This window comes from Rheinheimera sp. MMS21-TC3 (genome assembly GCF_032229285.1).
Taxonomy (GTDB): domain Bacteria; phylum Pseudomonadota; class Gammaproteobacteria; order Enterobacterales; family Alteromonadaceae; genus Alishewanella.
Genome location: NZ_CP135084.1, coordinates 294,984 through 314,630, shown reverse-complemented (window position 1 = coordinate 314,630; position 19,647 = coordinate 294,984). Strand labels below are relative to the sequence as shown.

At 40.6% G+C, this 19,647-nt stretch carries 14 protein-coding genes; 6 read left to right on the top strand and 8 right to left on the bottom strand.

Translation table 11 applies throughout. The annotated features are described in order from the left end of the window. The first annotated feature begins 5 nt into the window (after positions 1-5). Positions 6-1,382: a Trk system potassium transporter TrkA gene (gene trkA / locus RDV63_RS01695; protein ID WP_313907792.1), complete on the top strand. Its 1,377-nt coding sequence runs from the start codon at positions 6-8 to the stop codon at positions 1,380-1,382. On the opposite strand, the gene RDV63_RS01690 is transcribed toward trkA, so the two are convergent. From RDV63_RS01690 to RDV63_RS01680, 3 genes are read right to left on the bottom strand one after another with little or no spacing between them, the layout of a single operon-like run. After that, positions 1,379-2,830: a TrkH family potassium uptake protein gene (locus tag RDV63_RS01690; RefSeq protein ID WP_313907791.1), complete on the bottom strand. Its 1,452-nt coding sequence runs from the start codon at positions 2,828-2,830 to the stop codon at positions 1,379-1,381. The genes trkA and RDV63_RS01690 overlap by 4 nt on opposite strands. Positions 2,831-2,851: 21 nt before the next feature. Further along, positions 2,852-4,177 (bottom strand): Xaa-Pro dipeptidase, encoded by a 1,326-nt coding sequence (pepQ, locus tag RDV63_RS01685; protein ID WP_313907790.1) that lies wholly within the window; start codon positions 4,175-4,177, stop codon positions 2,852-2,854. 46 nt (positions 4,178-4,223) lie between these two features. Beyond that, positions 4,224-6,137 carry a transglycosylase SLT domain-containing protein gene (locus RDV63_RS01680; RefSeq protein ID WP_313907789.1) on the bottom strand — a complete coding sequence of 638 codons (1,914 nt, stop codon included), beginning with the start codon at positions 6,135-6,137 and terminating at the stop codon, positions 4,224-4,226. 184 nt (positions 6,138-6,321) lie between these two features. Here RDV63_RS01680 and fadB point away from each other — a divergent pair, with 184 nt between their 5' ends. The 3 genes from fadB to tusA all read left to right on the top strand — a co-directional run bounded on the left by fadB (position 6,322) and on the right by tusA (position 9,987). Then, entirely contained in the window at positions 6,322-8,475 is a 2,154-nt protein-coding gene (fadB, locus tag RDV63_RS01675) for a fatty acid oxidation complex subunit alpha FadB (protein WP_313907788.1), read from the top strand. A 16-nt stretch (positions 8,476-8,491) separates the two neighbouring features. After that, entirely contained in the window at positions 8,492-9,655 is a 1,164-nt protein-coding gene (fadA, locus tag RDV63_RS01670) for an acetyl-CoA C-acyltransferase FadA (protein ID WP_313907787.1), read from the top strand. 83 nt (positions 9,656-9,738) lie between these two features. Then, a complete protein-coding gene (gene tusA, locus RDV63_RS01665; RefSeq protein ID WP_313907786.1) occupies positions 9,739-9,987 on the top strand; it encodes a sulfurtransferase TusA in 249 nt (82 codons plus the stop codon). Between the two features lie 13 nt (positions 9,988-10,000). On the opposite strand, the gene RDV63_RS01660 is transcribed toward tusA, so the two are convergent. Further along, positions 10,001-10,294, bottom strand: coding sequence for an excalibur calcium-binding domain-containing protein (locus tag RDV63_RS01660; RefSeq protein ID WP_313907785.1), 294 nt, complete (start codon positions 10,292-10,294; stop codon positions 10,001-10,003). Between the two features lie 200 nt (positions 10,295-10,494). Here RDV63_RS01660 and RDV63_RS01655 point away from each other — a divergent pair, with 200 nt between their 5' ends. Both RDV63_RS01655 and RDV63_RS01650 read left to right on the top strand, forming a co-directional pair. Beyond that, positions 10,495-11,772, top strand: a complete 1,278-nt coding sequence (locus RDV63_RS01655) for an acetyl-CoA hydrolase/transferase family protein (protein WP_313907784.1) — start codon at positions 10,495-10,497, stop codon at positions 11,770-11,772. A gap of 132 nt (positions 11,773-11,904) precedes the next feature. Then, positions 11,905-12,957 carry a GGDEF domain-containing protein gene (locus RDV63_RS01650; RefSeq protein WP_313907783.1) on the top strand — a complete coding sequence of 351 codons (1,053 nt, stop codon included), beginning with the start codon at positions 11,905-11,907 and terminating at the stop codon, positions 12,955-12,957. Between the two features lie 66 nt (positions 12,958-13,023). On the opposite strand, the gene glyS is transcribed toward RDV63_RS01650, so the two are convergent. From glyS to recF, 4 genes are all read right to left on the bottom strand, one after another. Beyond that, a complete protein-coding gene (gene glyS, locus RDV63_RS01645) occupies positions 13,024-15,081 on the bottom strand; it encodes a glycine--tRNA ligase subunit beta (RefSeq protein WP_313907782.1) in 2,058 nt (685 codons plus the stop codon). Continuing rightward, positions 15,082-16,005, bottom strand: a complete 924-nt coding sequence (gene glyQ / locus RDV63_RS01640) for a glycine--tRNA ligase subunit alpha (RefSeq protein WP_313907781.1) — start codon at positions 16,003-16,005, stop codon at positions 15,082-15,084. Positions 16,006-16,127: 122 nt separating this feature from the next. Beyond that, entirely contained in the window at positions 16,128-18,545 is a 2,418-nt protein-coding gene (gene gyrB / locus RDV63_RS01635) for a DNA topoisomerase (ATP-hydrolyzing) subunit B (protein ID WP_313910376.1), read from the bottom strand. After that, on the bottom strand, positions 18,529-19,647 hold the full coding sequence (gene recF / locus RDV63_RS01630) for a DNA replication/repair protein RecF (protein WP_313907780.1): 1,119 nt from the start codon (positions 19,645-19,647) through the stop codon (positions 18,529-18,531). Before recF ends, gyrB begins: the two co-directional genes overlap by 17 nt.

Here is a 19,647-nt window from a genome sequence, read left to right as displayed (position 1 = left end):
GCTCTATGAAAATTATAATTTTAGGTGCAGGTGAAGTTGGTGCAACCTTAGCTGAAAACTTAGTAGGTGAGCAAAATGATATTACGATTGTTGATAGCAACGCCGATAAATTAAGGGCTTTGCAAGATCGTTACGATTTACAAGTTGTTCATGGCCATGGCTCTCACCCTGATGTATTAAAACAAGCCGGCGCAGAAGATGCCGATATGATAGTAGCTGTTACAAACAGTGATGAAGTCAATATCGTCGCTTGCCAAGTTGCTTATAGTATTTTTAATACTCCAGTAAAAATTGCCCGTATTCGTACTACCCAATACCTAAAATACCGTGACCAATTATTTAATAAAGATGATATGCCGGTTGATCACTTTATTGCGCCTGAAGCCTTAGTTACCAATTATATTCGTCGTTTAATTGACTACCCAGGCGCACTGCAAGTTGTTGAGTTTGCAGAAGGTAAAGTTAGTTTAGTTGCAGTTAAGGCTTATTATGGTGGCCTGCTAGTTGGCCACGCCTTATCAACCTTAAAAGAGCATATGCCGAATATTGACGTTCGGGTGGCAACTATTTATCGAAATGGTAATGCGATTAGGCCGCTGGGCACCACTATTATTGAAGCTGACGATGAAGTGTTTTTTATTGCTGCGACTAAACATATTCGTGCAGTTATGAGTGAGCTGCAAAAGCTGGAGCGTAATTATAGACGTATTATGATAGCCGGCGGCGGTAACATTGGTTATGGCTTAGCCCGCGCATTAGAGGATACTCATAGTGTTAAGCTCATTGAGCGCGGTAAAGATCGAGCAGAATTTCTATCTAGCGCCTTAGATAGCACAAGAGTCTATGTCGGTGATGCCTCTGACCCTGAGTTACTTGAAGAAGAAAGCATAGAGCAAATGGATGTATTTATTGCCGTCACTAATGATGATGAAGCCAATATTATGTCTGCCATGTTAGCCAAGCGTATGGGTGCACAAAAAACCATAGTTCTGATCAAACGCAGCGCCTATGTCGACTTATTACAAGGTGGTGAGGTAGATATTGCCGTATCACCGCAGCAGGCCACTATTTCTGCTCTACTTACTCATATTCGTCGCGGTGACATTGTTAACGTCTATGCTTTACGCCGTGGCGCTGCTGAGGCTATTGAAGCCATTGCTCATGGTGATAGTAGTAGCAGTAAGGTTATCGGCAAAGCTATTGGTAAGTTAAAGTTACCGCCAGGCACTACTATTGGCGCTATTGTTCGTGGTGATGAAGTTTTAATAGCCCGCAACAGCACGGTAATTGAAAGTAACGACCATATTATTTTATTTATGGTCGATAAAAAGCATATAGGTGAAGTTGAAAAACTATTTCAGGTCAGTGCTATTTTTATCTAGTCTCGCCAAAAAGTTGGCGTAAATAATACTAGTAGGGTAAATATTTCTAAACGACCAAATACCATAGCAGTTATTAGCAACCACTTACTAAGATCTGGAATAGTGCCATAATGGGCGGCAACTTCGCCTAGGCCTGGGCCTAAGTTATTTAAACAAGCAGCGGTAGCGGTAAAAGCAGTGACACTATCTAAGCCTGTGGCCATTAACAACAACATGATAACCACAAACACTAAGGCATAAGCTGCAAAAAAACCCCAAATAGCTTCTACTACTCGGTCTGGTACTGCTCGTCGTCCTAACTTAATTGCATATACCGCCCTAGGATGAATTAAGCGGTTTAGCTCACGTTTACCTTGTAAGAACAGTAACACCACGCGAACAACTTTTAAGCCACCACCAGTTGAGCCGGCACAGCCACCAACAAAACTAAAAAAGATTAATAATATAGGCAAAAATAATGGCCAAGCCGCAAAACTAACTGTAGAAAAACCAGCCGTAGTTGCAATAGATACAGCCTGAAAACTACCATGACTTAAAGCATCGGCAGCTGAGTCATAAGTGTTAGTTTTTAATAACACCACAAAACAGATAAAAACCAGTAGCCCTTGTAACAACAAAAATGCTTTAAACTCTGGATCCCGAAAGTACACACTGACACTTTTACCGCGCATAGCAGCAAAGTGTAATGGAAAGTTAACCGCACTAATTAATAAGAAAATAACACAAATAGCATTTATTAAGGGGCTTTGAAAATAGCCCATACTAGCATCATAAGTAGAAAAACCACCTATAGCTATAGTAGCAAAAGCATGACAAATGGCATCAAATGCGTTCATGCCCGCGGCATAAAATGCCACTGAACAAGCAATAGTTAAGGCTAAATAAATATACCAAAGATGCTTAGCCGTATCGGCAATTCGCGGGGTCATTTTATTATCTTTAACTGGCCCAGGCGTTTCGGCTCGGTATAGCTGCATACCCCCTACTCCTAACATAGGCAAAATGGCTACAGCTAACACAATAATCCCCATACCGCCCAACCATTGCAGTTGAGCACGGTAATATAAAATAGCTTTTGGCAAGTATTCAATGCCTGTAAGCACTGTAGCGCCAGTCGTTGTTAAACCTGAAAAGGCTTCAAACATAGCACTAGCTAGACTCAAACTAGGGTTTGTCGCCAACATTAAAGGTATAGCGCCTACTGCACCTAACACTATCCAAAATAGTGCCACTATTAAGAAACCATCACGTACTTTTAATTCAGCTCGATGTTTTCTATGCGGATACCAAATAATAAAACCAATAAATAAACATAATAAAAATGACAATAAAAAAGGTACGCCAGCACCGTCATTGTACCCAAGCGCTACAAAAGCAGGTGGTATCATAGTGATACTGAAGATTGCAATCAGCAATCCTAGGATCCGAATTATCGAGCGGTACTGCATACCTAGTGGCGTCCTTAAGACTTAATCCAACTTTAACTCACGCGTCATATTTTCATTACGTTCGCGATGCACAATTATATTGTCTTCAATACGAATACCACCATATTGACGGAACTGATCTATTTTTTGCCAATTAATATATTTATTAGCGTCTGTTTTAGCTAAATCAGCTAATAAGCTATCAATAAAGTACAAACCCGGCTCTATAGTAAATACCATATTGGCTTCTATAGCCCTAGTACAACGTAAGTAAGGATGGCCTTCAGGCGCGGCAACACTAGTACCCCGCTCATCGGCCATAAAACCACCTACATCATGCACTTGTAGCCCTAAATGATGGCCCAACCCGTGAGGAAAAAAGCTGCGAGTGATTTGTTGTTCAACCATAGATTCAGGCGTCAACTTAACAAAATCAAACTGCTGCAGTATTTTGGCAATATATTGATGACAGCTAACATGCAAGTCACCATACTTAGCGCCGGGCTTAAGCTGCTCAATTAATGCTAACTGCGCCTGATTAACCGCACTAATTAGCTCGGCAAACTCATTCTTTCTAATTGCGCTATAAGTGCGTGTTATATCTGCAGCATAACCATTAAATGAGGCTCCAGCATCAATTAAAAATGAATGCCGCTGTACCGGTAATGCACGCTCTAACCCCGTATAATGTAAAATGGCAGCGTTACGGTTTAATGCAACTATATTACCATAAGGCACTTCGTTTTCTGTTTGCTCAACAGCCGTTAAATAGGCTTGCTGAATATCAAACTCGCTACCACCAGCAAAGAAAGCGCTTTTTGCCGCTTGATGGCCAGTTACAGCTATTTTATTTGCTATTCGCAAACAAGCTAATTCATAAGGTGTTTTATAAACACGGTGATAGTGTAAGTAGTTTAAGACTGGCTCTGGATTTATTTCACTAAAACCTAGTGCTTGAGCCACTTCAATATACTCGCCAATATAGGCTAAGTTTGCTTTATCATAAGGCAGTAAGCTTTCAACGCTTTCGGCTTTTTCTAATAACTGAATATCAAATTGTTCAGCCCAATAATCATTGGGTTCATCAGGCACTTTATGCCAAAAATCTTTTGGTCGATAAAAAATTAGCTTAGGCTTATTAACGCCATCAATAATTAACCAGCAATGCGGGTTGTCTATTACGGGCAACCAGGCCTTAAACTGAGGGTTAACATGAAATGGATAATCCATATCGTCTAAAAATCGACGTTTAGTTTGCCCAGAATGAATAACTAAAGCATCTAGGTTTTCTCTAGTGAGTAATTGTCGAACTCTTTGCTGTAATTCAGCTATATGCGCTGGGTATAGCGCTTGATAAGAAAGTGTCATAAATGGCTAACCCTATTGACTAAAAAATATCCGACGCATCATAACATTAATCTACTATGACCCCAATCTGCATTGTTAATAAGGGCTGAAACACATCATTATTAACGTTAAGACGAATATTGTAAATTTGATAATATGCCATTACTGCTTTTACATATTCCCGCGTTTCACGATATGGAATTGTCTCAATCCAAACATCAGCCGGTAACGCATAATCTTTGGGTATCCACTGCTTTACCCGACTATACCCGGCATTATAAGCGGCAGTAGCCATCAGTAAATTACCGTCATTACGCTGCATTAAATAATTTAAATAATCGGTACCATAATCAATATTGAGTATAGGATCATTCAATTGCGCTAACGTTACCGATTTTTTTGCCACTTCTTTTGCCGTCGCTGGCATCAATTGCATTAAACCTTGAGCGCCAACCGGTGAGCGCGCATCTGACATAAATGAGCTTTCACGCCTCGCTATCGCCATAGCCCAACCAGATGCAACTTTAGCTTTTGCTGCTCCTTGATTTATTTCATCTTGATAAGCTAAAGGAAAGCGTAATTCAATATCATCCCAATAGCCTACATCTGCTAACGAAAATATGGCTCTGTCATACCATTGCAGCTGATAAGCAAGCTTGGCAGAAACAAGTTTTTGTTGCTCAGTTGCATTATTTTGTAAGTAATTCCACTCTCTTCGCGCTTCGGTATTGCGTTTAAGGACTAACCATTCTTGCGCTCTTAATACTGCAGGATCTTGCTTTAGTAGCCTTAACTCTTCATCACTAACAGTAACAGGTGCATGGGCTAAACTTGGCGGCAATCCTAACTTTGCTGCCGCCATAAACCCATAAAAATGGCGCTGTAATGCTAGCTTTTGGAATATCTCATTAGCTTTATCAGGCATAGCTTGCTGCTCATAAGCCCGTGCTAACCAGTATTGCCAACGGTTATTAGCGGCTAAATCTGCAGGAAAAGCCTCTATTGTTGCTTGCACTTTTGGCCAGTCTAATTCTGACAATAAGCTACCTACCTGCCACTGGGCTAAAGTGTCATCTAATAGTTCAGCTGGTAACTGTTTAAACCAGTCACTAGCACGCTCATCGCCTCTATTCGCTAATGCTATAGCAAATTGACGTTGAACATCTAAGCGCTGAGCTGCGGTAAAATAAGGGTCATTAATAAACTTCTGCCAGGTTGCTAACGCCTTGTCAGCATCTCGCCAAATTAAGCGCTTTAAGCCATAGGCTAAAATGTCTCGCTCTTGCGGCTTTTTTAAAGTAAAAAATTTAGCTCTAGCAATAACACTAGGGTTAACCCGTGTTTGCCGATACATATCGGCTAAATATTGCTGCTCTGTAGGTAATAAGGTCTTTAGATAGCGAATTAAACTTGCATCGCCTCCTTCTGCCGCTAAACGCAAACGTTGCCAAACAATCTCTGGTGTTTGCTGCTGGGCATCGCGCCAAAGGGTGAAAAGTGCATCACAAACCTTAGGTTGTGACTTACCCACTGTCCATAAGCTTGTTACCTTAGGCCAAATTTTAGCCTTATCGGCATCAGGCTGGGCCAATTCAAACCGTAATTGATAGCATTCTAATTCGGCATCCGCAGAGCCATGATAATTAGCTAAAAATAACTTAGTTTGCTTGCGCTTTGCTAAGCTTAATAACCACTCTTTTCTTAACGGCCAATCCATGGGTGTGTTTTTATACTGCTGTAAAAAGTCAGCAATACGTTGATCTGCCGTAAGGTGTTGCTTTAAGCGTTCAAACTCAAGGTAAGGCTGTAGTGGATAACCAGTAAATTTTTTCAATGTTGCTTGGGCATCAGCATAGCGCATAGTACCTATAGTCAGTTCAGCTTTGCTAAACTCTGAACGCAACGTATTTTCCTCAGCTAAACTATAATTTGTTACTGAAATACTTAAAAATAAACTAAAAAAATACAGAGCTAGTCTCACGATCTTACTCCTAAATAACAAAAAAAATTAAATAACATCTATAGTTAACACTTATTGTTGCAAGTAAATTCAAACACGCGTTTAAATAGCAGTTGAAATTTTACTGAAAGCACGACACACTGGTTGTGAAACTCTCATCGTACCAGTTGCGACAATTCAACCTACGCGACCAAGGAGCACCGTTATGATTTACCAGAGTGACAACATTAGTGTTGTCTATATCAAACCTGGCATTGCCCGCTTTACTTTCAATGCTAAAGGCTCTGTCAATAAATTCGATCAGCAGACCCTAGCTGATTGTAAGTCAGCCTTAACCATACTGCACGCAGACAAAGCATTACAAGGTGTGATTTTTTCTAGTGACAAAAATGCCTTTATTGTTGGTGCCGATATTACCGAGTTCTTAACTACCTTTTTGCAAGAAGAAGCTCAGCTAGTGCCTTGGATTAAACAAGCCTCAGACATTTTTGATCTTGCTGAAGATTTACCTGTTCCTACTATTTCTGCTATCAATGGCTTCGCCCTCGGTGGCGGCCTGGAGTGGGCACTTACTTCTGATTATCGTGTTGCAGATACTACGGCTCAGATTGGTTTGCCAGAAGTAAAGCTGGGTTTAATGCCTGGCTTCGGCGGCACAGTACGCCTACCAAGATTAATTGGTGCCGACAACGCCTTAGAGTGGATAACCACAGGTAAACAATTTAAAGCCGAGCAAGCGCAAAAGTTTGCCGCTATTGATGCTGTTGTTGCCCCAGAAAAATTGCAAGATTCTGCGTTAAGCATGCTAGAAGATGCTATTGCCGGCAAACTTGATTGGCGTAAAAAGCGTCAAGCAAAGTTACAACCTTTAAAATTAAACAAAACAGAAGCGACCATGTGCTTTAGCACAGCAAAAGGCATGGTAATGGCAAAAGCAGGTAAACACTACCCTGCACCTATGGCCGCAGTACAAACAATTGAAGCCGCAGCAGGCATGAACCGCGCTGAAGCTGTTGCATTAGAAAATGCCGGTTTTGCCAAACTTGCCAAAACTGATGCCGCAACCGCACAAATTGGCTTATTTTTAAATGACCAGCTTATTAAAGGCAAAGCGAAAAAAGCCGCTAAGACAGCCACAAAAGCGGTGAAGTCTGCCGCTGTTATTGGCGCAGGCATAATGGGCGGCGGCATTGCTTATCAGTCGGCACTTAAAGGTGTGCCAGTAGTAATGAAAGACATTGCCGATAAAGCTTTAGACTTAGGCATGACTGAAGCCACTAAACTGCTTACTAAGCAAGTTGAACGCAACAAGCTAGATGTTCAGTCAATGGCTAAAGTCATTGCCTCTATTACTCCAACACTCAATAATGACGCTTTAAAAAATGCCGATATTGTAGTTGAAGCAGTAGTAGAAAATCCGAAAGTTAAAGGCGCGGTACTAAAAGAAGTAGAAGCTATTATTGCTAATGATGCAATTTTAACCTCGAATACGTCTACTATTTCTATTAATGCCCTAGCCGCTAATTTAACCCGCCCAGAAAACTTCTGTGGCATGCACTTCTTTAACCCTGTCCATCGCATGCCTTTAGTAGAAGTTATTCGCGGTAAAGATACTAGCGATGAAACAGTAGCCGCCGTTGTTGCTTATGCTGCTAAAATGGGTAAATCACCTATCGTTGTTAACGACTGCCCAGGTTTTTTTGTTAATCGCGTTTTATTCCCATATTTTGCCGGTTTTAGCAAATTAGTCTTAGACGGTGCCGATTTTACTCAAATAGATAAAGTGATGGAAAAGCAGTTTGGCTGGCCTATGGGTCCTGCTTACTTGCTTGATGTTGTTGGTTTAGATACCGCTTATCATTGTACAGATGTTATGGCTGATGGCTTCCCTACTCGGATGGCAAAATTAGCGAATGATCCGGTTAGCGCTATGTATCAAGCCGAGCGTTATGGCCAAAAGAATGGTTTAGGCTTTTATGCTTACAGTAAAGATAAAAAAGGCAGAACCAAAAAAGACATCGACAGTACAGCCGTTGCTTTATTAGCTAAGTGCACAACGAAACAACAAACCTTCTCTGCTGAAGACATTATTGCTCGTACTATGATCCCGATGATTAACGAAACTATTCGTTGCTTAGAAGAAGGCATTGTAGCCACTGCAGCCGAAGCTGACATGGGATTAATTTATGGCTTAGGCTTCCCGCCATTCCGTGGTGGCCCGCTACGCTATGCTGATACCCTAGGTTTAGCTAACTTTGTCGCCCTAGCCGATAGCTTCGCTCATCTAGGTGAAATATATCAGGTAACAGACAAAACCCGCGCTATGGCCGAAGCTGGCCAGCGTTTTTTCCCAGTTTAAGCGCAGGAGCAAAATAATGAATAACGCAGTTATAGTAGATTGTATTCGCACCCCTATGGGACGTTCTAAAAATGGCATGTACCGTAATGTGCGTGCCGAGCAGCTTTCAGCCCATATTATGGCCTCACTTCTTTCCCGTAATCCTGCGCTTAAAGCAGAAGAAATAGACGATGTTATTTGGGGCTGTGTTCAGCAAACCTTAGAGCAGGGTTTTAATATTGCACGTAATGCCGCGCTACTTGCCGGAATTCCACACTCGGTGCCGGCTGTTACCATTAACCGTTTATGTGGCTCTTCTATGCAAGCGCTACATGATGCAGTTAAAGCAATTCAAACCGGTATGGGTGATGTTTATTTAATTGGTGGTGTTGAGCATATGGGCCATGTACCTATGACTCATGGTGTTGACTTCCACCCAGGTCTATCAACCTCAGTTGCCAAAGCGGCCGGTATGATGGGCTTAACCGCTGAATTACTTGGTAAAATGCACGGCATTAGCCGTGAGCAACAAGACGAATTTGGCGCCCGCTCACATCGTTTAGCCCAGCAAGCCAGTGTTGAAGGCCGCTTTGCTAACGAAATTGTGCCAACTGAAGGTCATGATGCCGACGGCGTATTAAAGCTAATGGAATACGATGAAGTTATCCGCCCTGAAACCACAGTTGAAACCTTAAGCAACCTACGCCCTGTTTTCGATCCAGTAAACGGTACCGTAACCGCGGGTACGTCATCCGCCCTCTCTGATGGCGCCTCTGGCATGCTAGTTATGAGTGAAGACAAAGCTAAAGCCTTAGGTTTACCTATTCGTGCTTATATAAGAGGTATGGGAGTCGCAGGTTGTGATCCATCCATTATGGGCTATGGCCCAGTACCTGCCACTAAAAAAGCATTAAAAATGGCCGGCTTAAGCATAGCTGATATTGATTATGCCGAGCTCAACGAAGCCTTTGCTGCTCAAGCCTTACCGGTTATGAAAGACCTTGGCTTGCTAGAGGTGGCCGATCAAAAGGTAAACTTAAATGGTGGTGCTATTGCTTTAGGGCACCCACTTGGTTGCTCGGGTTCACGCATAGCCACTACCCTTATAAACATTATGGAAGATAAGGGTGGAAAATACGGCTTAGCCACTATGTGTATTGGTTTGGGCCAAGGCATTGCAACAGTGTTTGAACGGCCTTAATCTGGCAGTGAGCACTGTTATAGTTTAAAATAAGGACCGTTTTAACGGTCCTTTTTATTTTTTTGCTGAATATCGGAGTTATGATGGAGCAGTTATTTACCAGCGCAGATGAAACTTTAGATGCCTTAGGCATGCGTTGCCCTGAGCCTGTTATGATGATCCGATTAACCATTCGCAATATGCAACCTGGGCAAAGCTTATTAATTATTGCAGATGACCCTGCAACTACCCGAGACATTCCTGCTTTTTGCCGCTTTATGGATCATGAGCTTTTAGCCAGTGATACTAATGAACTCCCCTTTCGCTATCTCGTTAAAAAGGTGGCAAATTAACCACCCTTTTTTATTACCATCTAGAATCGTTTTCGCAAGGAATACCATCGTTATCCCCATCCATTTTAGTGTTAGGGCAATTTTCTAAGAAAAACTCAGCTTCAGCACGAGAAGTCATCTGACTACAATGCTGGCGCCCATCACACCTATATTGTAACTTGTTAGCAGTGTCTCGTGCTTTTTGTAGCGGAATTGAATAATCTGGGAAAACCTGTTCAACCGGCTCTACCACAGGTGCATCTGTTTGCTTTTGATAATACTGCCAGCCACCAAAAGCAATAAGTGCAATCAATATTAGTTTTTTCAATTTTAACTTCCTTATTATCTACTTACTCTTTAGCAAAGAATACTGCAGATACTTATATTCTTAAACAATTAAAAATTTACTGATAATAATTTCTTACCGCGACAATTATGTGTTTATATCAGCTAACCCTTTGATCAGGCGCAATAGCTATAATTGTTATTTATTCTATTATAGGTAGACTGAATTCATAAGGAGCTACTATGCGCGTTAATACTGCTAAACAAGCACTCGATATTATTTCTGATAATGAGATTATTTGGTGTCATTCTATGGCTGCAACGCCTTATTATTTATTGCAGTCTTTAGCTAAAGTTGCTTTGAATCGTAAAAACCTTACTTTACTGCAATTACATACCGAACAAAGTGATTGCCTTAACATTCCTGAATTACAAGGTCATTTACGGCAACGAGCTTTCTTTGTCGGCCGCTGCACCCGCCCCGCTATTAATGCTGGTAATGCCGACTACGTTCCTGCTTTTTTATCAGAAATTCCAAAGATGTTCCGCAGTGGCGAACAGCCTATCGATGTAGCATTAATTCAAGTATCACTGCCTGATAAGCATGGCTGGTGTAGCTTGGGCGTTTCTGTTGAAGCGACCCGCGCAGCCTTGCAAGTGGCTAAAAAAGTCATTGCTTGGGTTAACCCTAAAATGCCTCGCACCCATGGTGATGCCATGGTGCCCTTAAGTCGCTTTGATCGCTATGTTGAATTTAGTGCAGAATTATCACCTCATTTACCTGCTGCACAAAATACCGTTACCGGCCAAATAGGCCAACATGTCGCCAGCTTAATTCGTGATAGAGACTGCTTACAATTAGGCATAGGTGCTATACCCGATGCAGCCCTAGCTTGCTTAGGTAACCATAAAGATTTAGGTATTCACACTGAAATGTTCTCTGATGGCGTTTTGCCCTTATTAGAGCAAGGCGTTATTACTAATAAATACAAAAAGAAACACCCTGGTAAAACCGTTACCACCTTTGCTATGGGTACTAAAGCATTATATGATTTTATAGACGATAACCCTGAATTAGCCTTTTTAGATGTTGAATATACTAATGACACTGCCGTTATTAGGCAAAACCCGCAAACAGTATCAATCAATAGCGCCTTACAGATTGATATAACCGGCCAAGTTTGTGCCGACTCTTTAGGCACAAAAATTTACTCTGGGGTTGGTGGCCAAATGGACTTTGTTCGCGGTGCAGGCTTATCTGAAGGCGGACGCTCGATTATAGCTTTTCCAGCAACTGCTGCTGGTGGAACTGTTTCTCGTATTAGTAGCCTACTAAGCCCAGGCGCAGGAGTAGTCACTACTCGCGCTCACGTTCATTACATTGTTACAGAGTACGGCATTGCTAATTTACGAGCTAAAAGCTTAACAGAGCGCGCTCAAGCATTAATAGCAATATCTGCGCCGCAATTTCAAGAGCAACTCGCTCGCGCTGCATGGGATGACTGGGGTTTGTTAGTTTAATAAATTCGCTACACTAAACAAGGATGTTATAGCTTAAGCGGATATTATTAATAGCAGTATGAGTAACTCTCCTTTACTAAGCTTTTATGCTAGCATCTAGTATAATTATTAGAGATAAAAGGACTTTTGACTGTGCATTCAACTCTAATTAAAAACGGTTTAAAACAAGCTAAATCTATTGATGCCAGACGGCGGCGTTATATTTTGCTATTTGTCAGTTATATAACCAGCGCTGTAATGTTTATTTATGCTATTAAAAACTTTGGTGTTGCTAATATTAGTTTAATTAGCGGCCTATTTATTACAGCATCAGCTTTTCTTTCTAATATAGTCTATTTTCATTACAGTAAAAATTTAAACTTGGCCTGTATTATTCAGGCCATTTTAGCAAGCTTGTTTGTACTAGGTTTAGTCTACTTAGGAGGCTTTAATAATACCGCTTTATATTGGGTGTTTCCCTTTCCTGCCATCTTATTTGGCTTACTAGGTGTTAGAAATGCATTGATTGGTAGTGCTATTTTAGTATCAGCTCTTGCTATTATGTTATTTGTTCCTGATTTAATCTTAGCAAATTATAAAGAATCTGAACAAAGTCGCTTTATCACTTCTTTAATTATTGTTGTTTTAGTTAGTTGGATTAATGATTTTTTTCGTGAAAAAAGTCATCAAGAAATGTTTTTACTTCAGCATAATAAAGAGCTGCAAGCGAATACAGATCCGTTAACCGAACTGGTGAATCGACGTTTTATTGATGCCAGTTTAAGAAATGATTTTAAATTACATCCCGAGCAGTTTTTTCCACTTTCTATCATTACATGTGATTTAGATCACTTTAAGCAGCTTAATGATCAGTTTGGCCATCAGGCTGGAGACATAGTACTTAAACAAGTAGCTGAGCTTTTTAGAACCCAATTACGTCAACAAGATATTGCCTGCCGTACCGGTGGTGAAGAATTTTTATTATTTTTACCCAAAACGATTAAAGCTGATGCATTTAAAGTTGCAGAAAAAATCAGAGAAAAAATTAGTAAGCAAAGTATAATAAATAATGAAACGGATTATAAAATCACCGCTAGTTTTGGCATTGCTGATTGCTATAATCATTTGCAAGTTGATACAGCTATTGCGCTGGCCGATCAGCAATTATATCAATCTAAGCGTAATGGCCGTAATCAAATAAGCTAAATTAATTTGAACAACGCTAATACCCTAGTTACTAGCTGTATTAGCGTTGATTATTAAGTTATATTTTTATTGTAAAACAGATATATCTGCTACTTGTAAAAACAGTTCTCTAAGTTGTTTTAATAAAGCTTGGCGATTCAGTTTTACTGCTGCATCATCAGCATTAACCATCACATTATCAAAAAATGCATCTATTACCTGTTGCATTTTAGCCAGATGTTTTAAACCATCTGTATAGTTCTTAAGTTTAGCTTGCTCAGCTTGCTCTTCTACAATGGCCTGATATAACGCCTGCTCTTCTGCTTGTTGTAATAAATTAACATCAACACGATCCGGAATAGCCGTGTCTATTTTAGCTAAAATATTAGCAACCCGCTTATTGGCAGCTGCTAATGCAGATGCAGCATCTAGCTTACGGAACTCAGCAACGGCTTTTACGCGTTGGTTAAAGTCTGCCGGTACTGTTGGCCTCCGGGCTAAAACCGCTTGAATTACATCAACGCTATAGCCTTGATCTTGATACCAAGCTCTAAAGCGACCTAGCATAAATTCAAGCACATCAGTGGCGACATTAGTGTTCGTTAATTTATCTGCGAAGGTTTGCTGGCTAAAGGTAATGATATCCACTAAGTCTAGCTGTAAATCTTTTTCAACCATAATACGTAAGGCGCCAATTGCAGCACGACGTAAAGCAAAAGGATCTTTATCGCCTTTTGGTGCTTGGCCTATACCAAAGATCCCAACTAAGCTATCTAATTTATCGGCAATGGCAACTGCAGCACCTTCTAAACGGCTAGGCAGCTGATCACCCGCAAAACGAGGCATATACTGCTCATTTAATGCTAAGGCGACACTTTCTGCTTCGCCATCAAAGCGTGCATAGTGCATGCCCATAATGCCTTGAACCTCAGGGAACTCACCCACCATATTGGTCATTAAATCAGTTTTAGACAATAAGCCCGCTCGTTCAGCGGCAACTTTATCTGCACCAATTTTATCGGCAATAAAAGCGGCTAATTGACTAATACGCTCTGATTTTTCTGCTAAAGTACCCAGTTGCTTTTGGAATAAAACGCTACTTAAGCTTTCTAAGCGTGACGCTAAGCTTTGCTTTTTATCTGTATTAAAGAAGAACTCAGCATCAGCTAACCTAGGCGCAACTACTTTTTCGTTACCGGCAATAACTTTACTTGGATCTTTACTCGCAATATTACTAACAAAGATAAATTTATTAATAAGCTTGCCCGTATTATCTACCACCGGAAAATACTTTTGGTTATCTTTCATGGTAGAAATAAGTGGCTCTGATGGTATCTCTAAATAGCTTGACTCAAAGCTGCCTACTAATACTACCGGCCATTCTACTAAAGCGGTTACTTCGTCAACCAAGTCTGCATCCATTAATGCCTGACCACCTAATTGCTCTGCTGCTTGCTTTACACCCTGCTCAATCATGCTTTTTCTTTTAGCGAAATCAGCAATAACATAAGCTTGCTCTAGCGCTTTTAAATAACCATCAGCATTATTAACACTTACTTTTTCAGGGGCATGAAAACGATGGCCGTAGCTTAAATTATTACTCGCATGACCTAAAATAGTTGCCGGTATTACGTCGTCGCCAAATAACATAATAATGCTATGTACCGGACGGATAAATTCAGCATCAGAGCTGCCCCAGCGCATTCTTTTAGCAATAGGCAACTTAGCTAATGCTGATGTCACTACGTCGGCTAATAAGCTGCTGGTGTCGGCTCCTGGCTGTTGTTCTTTGTGTAATAACCAAGCCCCTTTATCGGTTTCTAAGCGGCTAGCTTGCTCTACCGTTATGCCACAACCTCTAGCCCAGCCCATTGCCGCTTTAGTTGGTTTACCCTCAGCGTCAAAAGCTGCACTTACTGCAGGACCACGTTTTTCGACAATTTTGTCTGCCTGTTTAGCAACTAGCTGTTTTACAACAACGGCTAAACGTCTTGGCGCGGCATACCATTTTATATCGCTATAAGTTAGTTCTAACTTAGCTAGCTCTTGTGCAATATTATCGGCAAAGGCTGTGGCTAATGTCGTTAATGACTTTGGTGGTAACTCTTCAGTACCAATCTCGACCAAAAAATCTTCAGCGCGCATTTAAGCCTCCTTCGATGTTGTAGTTTGCATTTTACATAGTGGAAAGCCTAACTTTTCTCGTGTTGCGTAATAAGTTTCGGCGCAGGCTTTTGCTAAGGTTCTTACGCGTAAAATATAACGCTGGCGCTCTGTTACTGAAATTGCGTGGCGGGCATCTAATAAGTTAAAAGTATGCGAGGCTTTCATTACTTGCTCATAAGCAGGTAAGGCTAATCCTTTTTCAATAAGTATTTGGCTTTCTTTTTCACACTGATCGAAATGGGTAAATAATGCGGGGACATCTGCAAGTTCAAAATTGTAGGTAGACTGCTCAACTTCATTTTGATGAAAAACATCGCCATAAGTTACTCGTCCAAAGGGGCCATCTGTCCACACTAAATCATAGATACTATCTACTCCTTGCACATACATAGCTAAGCGCTCAAGGCCATAAGTAATCTCACCAGTAACAGGCCGACACTCTAGACCACCAACTTGTTGGAAATAGGTGAACTGGGTAACTTCCATACCGTTTAACCAAACTTCCCAGCCTAGGCCCCAAGCGCCTAAGGTTGGCGATTCCCAGTTATCTTCAACAAAACGAATATCGTGCACCAAAGTATCAATGCCTAAAGCTTGTAAAGAGCCTAAATAAAGCTCTTGAATATTATCTGGTGATGGTTTTAATATCACTTGAAATTGATAATACTGCTGTAAACGCATTGGATTGTCGCCATAGCGGCCATCAGTTGGCCGCCGGCAAGGCTGAACATAAGCTGCATTGGTTGGCTCTGGACCAAGCGCTCGTAAAAAAGTCATAGGATGAAAGGTACCAGCACCTACTTCTAAATCTAAAGGCTGGATTAGCACGCAACCTTGACGGGCCCAATAGTCTTGCAAGGTCAGTATTAAGCCTTGAAAGGTTTTAATATCGTACGTATTCATACTTATTAACTCACTAAAAAATATCTAAAAATTATACCTAGTTGCACCGACTTACTGTAGCATTTAACCTTTTTTATAGTGAAAAAAGGGGCCTAAGCCCCTTTTAAAATAATAGCTATAGGTTACACATCTAAGTTTGCAACAAACAACGCATTTTCTTCAATAAAAGCACGTCTAGGTTCTACGTGATCACCCATTAAGGTTGAGAATAGTTGATCAGCACCAACCGCATCTTCAATGGTCACTTGCAACATGCGTCGGCTTTGCGGATCCATAGTGGTTTCCCATAGCTGGTCAGGGTTCATTTCACCTAGCCCTTTATAGCGTTGGATATACAGGCCTCGTTTAGATTCAGTCATCAACCAATCTAGTGCTTCGACAAAAGTATCTACTACTTTGACTTTTTCACCGCGCTTTATATAACTACCATCTTCCATTAGATCGCGTATTTCATCACCTAAAGCGGCAATAGATAAGTAATCACGTGAAGTAATAAAGTCATGATGTAATAAGTACTCATTATCAATACCATGCTGGCGAATAATTATTTTAGGTAAATACAATTGCCTTTCAGCATCTTCATGCACTGCATAGCTATAGCTAGAGCCATCGCCTTCTTTATCATCTAAACGCTGCACTAAGTTTTTAACCCAATCAGTACTGTATTGCTCTGATTTAGCTTTATCTGCTTCTAATGTAGGCACATAAATTAACTCATTTAATAAATTAAACGGTATTTTACGGCTTAAACGCTCAATAGTTGCTGAAACACTATGGTATTGACGAACGATTTTTTCTAACCATTCACCGCTTATACCAGGCGCTTCTGCATTAACATGCAAAGAAGCATCATCTAATGCTAAGGTAGTTAGATACTCTGTCAGCCCTGCTTCATCTTTAATATATTGCTCTTGCTTGCCTTTTTTAACCTTATATAAAGGTGGTTGAGCAATATAAATGTAACCGCGCTCTATTAACTCTGGCATTTGACGGTAGAAGAAAGTTAATAATAAGGTACGAATATGAGAACCATCCACGTCAGCATCCGTCATTAATATAATGCTGTGATACCTTGTTTTATCTGGGTTATATTCTTCCCTGCCAATACCGCAACCTAAAGCGGTAATTAAAGTGCCAACTTCTTGTGAAGATAACATTTTATCAAAACGCGCTTTTTCTACGTTAAGAATCTTACCTTTTAGAGGTAATATAGCTTGATTTTTACGATTGCGTCCCTGCTTGGCTGAACCGCCAGCAGAGTCACCTTCCACTATATATAGTTCTGATAAAGCAGGATCTTTTTCTTGGCAGTCTGCAAGCTTACCTGGCAGGCCTGCAATATCTAAAGCACCTTTACGACGGGTCATTTCACGCGCTTTACGGGCAGCTTCCCGCGCTCGGGCAGCATCAACAATTTTGCCCACTATAATTTTGGCATCACCTGGGTTTTCAAGTAAATATTCATTTAGCTTTTCATTCATTACGCCTTCTACAGCTGAACGTACTTCTGAAGATACCAATTTATCTTTAGTTTGTGAGCTGAACTTTGGATCAGGCACTTTAACACTAACAACAGCTGTTAAACCTTCACGAGCATCATCCCCGGTTGCAGAGACTTTCATCTTCTTAGCATAGCCTTCATGCTCTATATAGCTATTTAATACTCTGGTTAACGCGCCACGAAAACCCGCTAAGTGAGAACCACCATCGCGTTGTGGGATATTATTAGTAAAGCAAAATACATTTTCTTGATAAGTGTCATTCCATTGCATGGCAACTTCAACAGAAATGCCATCATCTCGTTGGTCAGTAAAATAAAATGCTTTTGGATGGATACTTGTTTTATTTCTATTTAAATATTGAACAAAGGCTTCAATGCCACCTTCATATTTAAAGTGGTCCCGCTTATCGCTGCGCTCATCGGCTAAAATAATGCTAACGCCAGAGTTTAAAAATGATAATTCACGTAACCGTTTAGCTAAAATATCATAGTGAAAATCTAAGTTAGTAAAGACTGATGCACTTGGCCAGAATCTTAGTGAAGTACCAGTGTCTTCTGTTTTACCAATAATGGCCAAAGGTGATTGTGGCACACCTAAACTATATATTTGATTATGCACTTCACCTTTACGTCTAATTGTTAACTCTAACTTATCTGACAAAGCGTTAACTACTGAAACACCTACTCCGTGCAAACCACCGGATACTTTGTAAGAGTTATCATCAAACTTACCACCAGCATGTAAAACAGTCATGATTACTTCTGCGGCAGAAACGCCTTCTTCATGAATATCTGTAGGAATACCACGACCATTGTCACGTACAGATACTGAACCATCACTATGAATAGTGACCCAAATATCTGTACAATGTCCGGCTAGGGTTTCATCGATTGCATTATCGACGACTTCAAAGACCATGTGGTGTAAACCCGAGCCATCGTCAGTATCCCCAATATACATGCCGGGTCTTTTTCGAACTGCGTCCAGTCCTTTTAATACTTTTATACTTGAGGAATCGTAATTATGTTGTTCGGCCATCATCATCTGTCCGTGCTGTTATCTGACCATGTTCCACGTGAAACATTGCAACTTTATCGGCAACAATGTGCGGTGTAACCTGTTCAGCGTTAATTGCAGTAATAAAAACCTGTGAGTTAATATTGCGTAAGTAACTAAATATCTGTCGGGTAGAGTTTTGATCTAATTCCGACGCTAAATCATCTATCAATAATAACGGTTGTTTTTTACCGTTATCGCGAATTAAATTATTTTGCGCAATCTTTAATGCGAATAATAACACTTTTAACTGACCACGCGATAATTCTTCTTCTACCGCTTGCTGTTTAACTTTAAGTTTTAAGTCAGCTTTTTGTGGCCCATGTTGAGTAAAACCCATTCTACTATCTTGAGCAAAATTTTGCTGTAATAACGCTAACAATGCAGATTCTTCTGTAACTCTTTCCGGCCAACCTTGCTGTAATTGAAAAGTTAACTGGTTAAATAACTCATCGCCAGCAGTTAATTGACTAAAGCAGGCGGCTAACTGGGTAATATAATTATCGCGTAACTGCTGTAAAGAAAATGCTAAGGTGACAAATTGTTGATCCCAATATTCAAATTGGCTGTCATAACTACGTTGAGTTTTTAATAGCGCATTGCGTTGTTTTAATACTTTACTAAACCGCAGCCAAATATCAAAAAAAGAAGGTTCCACGTGGAACAATCCCATATCAAAGAATTGTCTGCGTTCTTTTGGTCCACCAAAAAACAACTTAAAACTATCTGGTGTAATTAATTGCACCGGCAACAAACTGGCTAAATCAGCTAAGCGCGTGATACTACTACCATTTAATCGAGCTTGCATATCACCTTGGCGAAAGCGCTTTATACCTAAGCTATGCGTTTGCCCTTGCGCCTTAACTTTAGCATGTAACACAAAAGAATCTTGCTCATGTTGCACTAAACGTTGCGGCCTTAACGTACGAAACGAACGACCATGGGCTAAATAATAAATAGCTTCTAAGATGCTTGTTTTACCACTGCCATTACAACCAATAAACAAGTTAACCTGATCAGCAGCTACAAAGGATGTAGCTGCTATATTTCTAAACTGATTAACATTAAGTGACAACAACGACAT

Bases quoted from the DNA above. Each gene is read 5' to 3' on its own strand.
- pepQ (WP_313907790.1), bottom strand. From the start codon at position 4,177: ATGACACTTTCTTATCAAGCGCTATACCCAGCGCATATAGCTGAATTA.
- trkA (WP_313907792.1), top strand. From the start codon at position 6: ATGAAAATTATAATTTTAGGTGCAGGTGAAGTTGGTGCAACCTTAGCT.
- tusA (WP_313907786.1), top strand. From the start codon at position 9,739: ATGGAGCAGTTATTTACCAGCGCAGATGAAACTTTAGATGCCTTAGGC.
- recF (WP_313907780.1), bottom strand. From the start codon at position 19,647: ATGTCGTTGTTGTCACTTAATGTTAATCAGTTTAGAAATATAGCAGCT.
- glyQ (WP_313907781.1), bottom strand. From the start codon at position 16,005: ATGAATACGTACGATATTAAAACCTTTCAAGGCTTAATACTGACCTTG.
- fadA (WP_313907787.1), top strand. From the start codon at position 8,492: ATGAATAACGCAGTTATAGTAGATTGTATTCGCACCCCTATGGGACGT.
- glyS (WP_313907782.1), bottom strand. From the start codon at position 15,081: ATGCGCGCTGAAGATTTTTTGGTCGAGATTGGTACTGAAGAGTTACCA.
- RDV63_RS01655 (WP_313907784.1), top strand. From the start codon at position 10,495: ATGCGCGTTAATACTGCTAAACAAGCACTCGATATTATTTCTGATAAT.
- gyrB (WP_313910376.1), bottom strand. From the start codon at position 18,545: ATGGCCGAACAACATAATTACGATTCCTCAAGTATAAAAGTATTAAAA.
- RDV63_RS01690 (WP_313907791.1), bottom strand. From the start codon at position 2,830: ATGCAGTACCGCTCGATAATTCGGATCCTAGGATTGCTGATTGCAATC.
- fadB (WP_313907788.1), top strand. From the start codon at position 6,322: ATGATTTACCAGAGTGACAACATTAGTGTTGTCTATATCAAACCTGGC.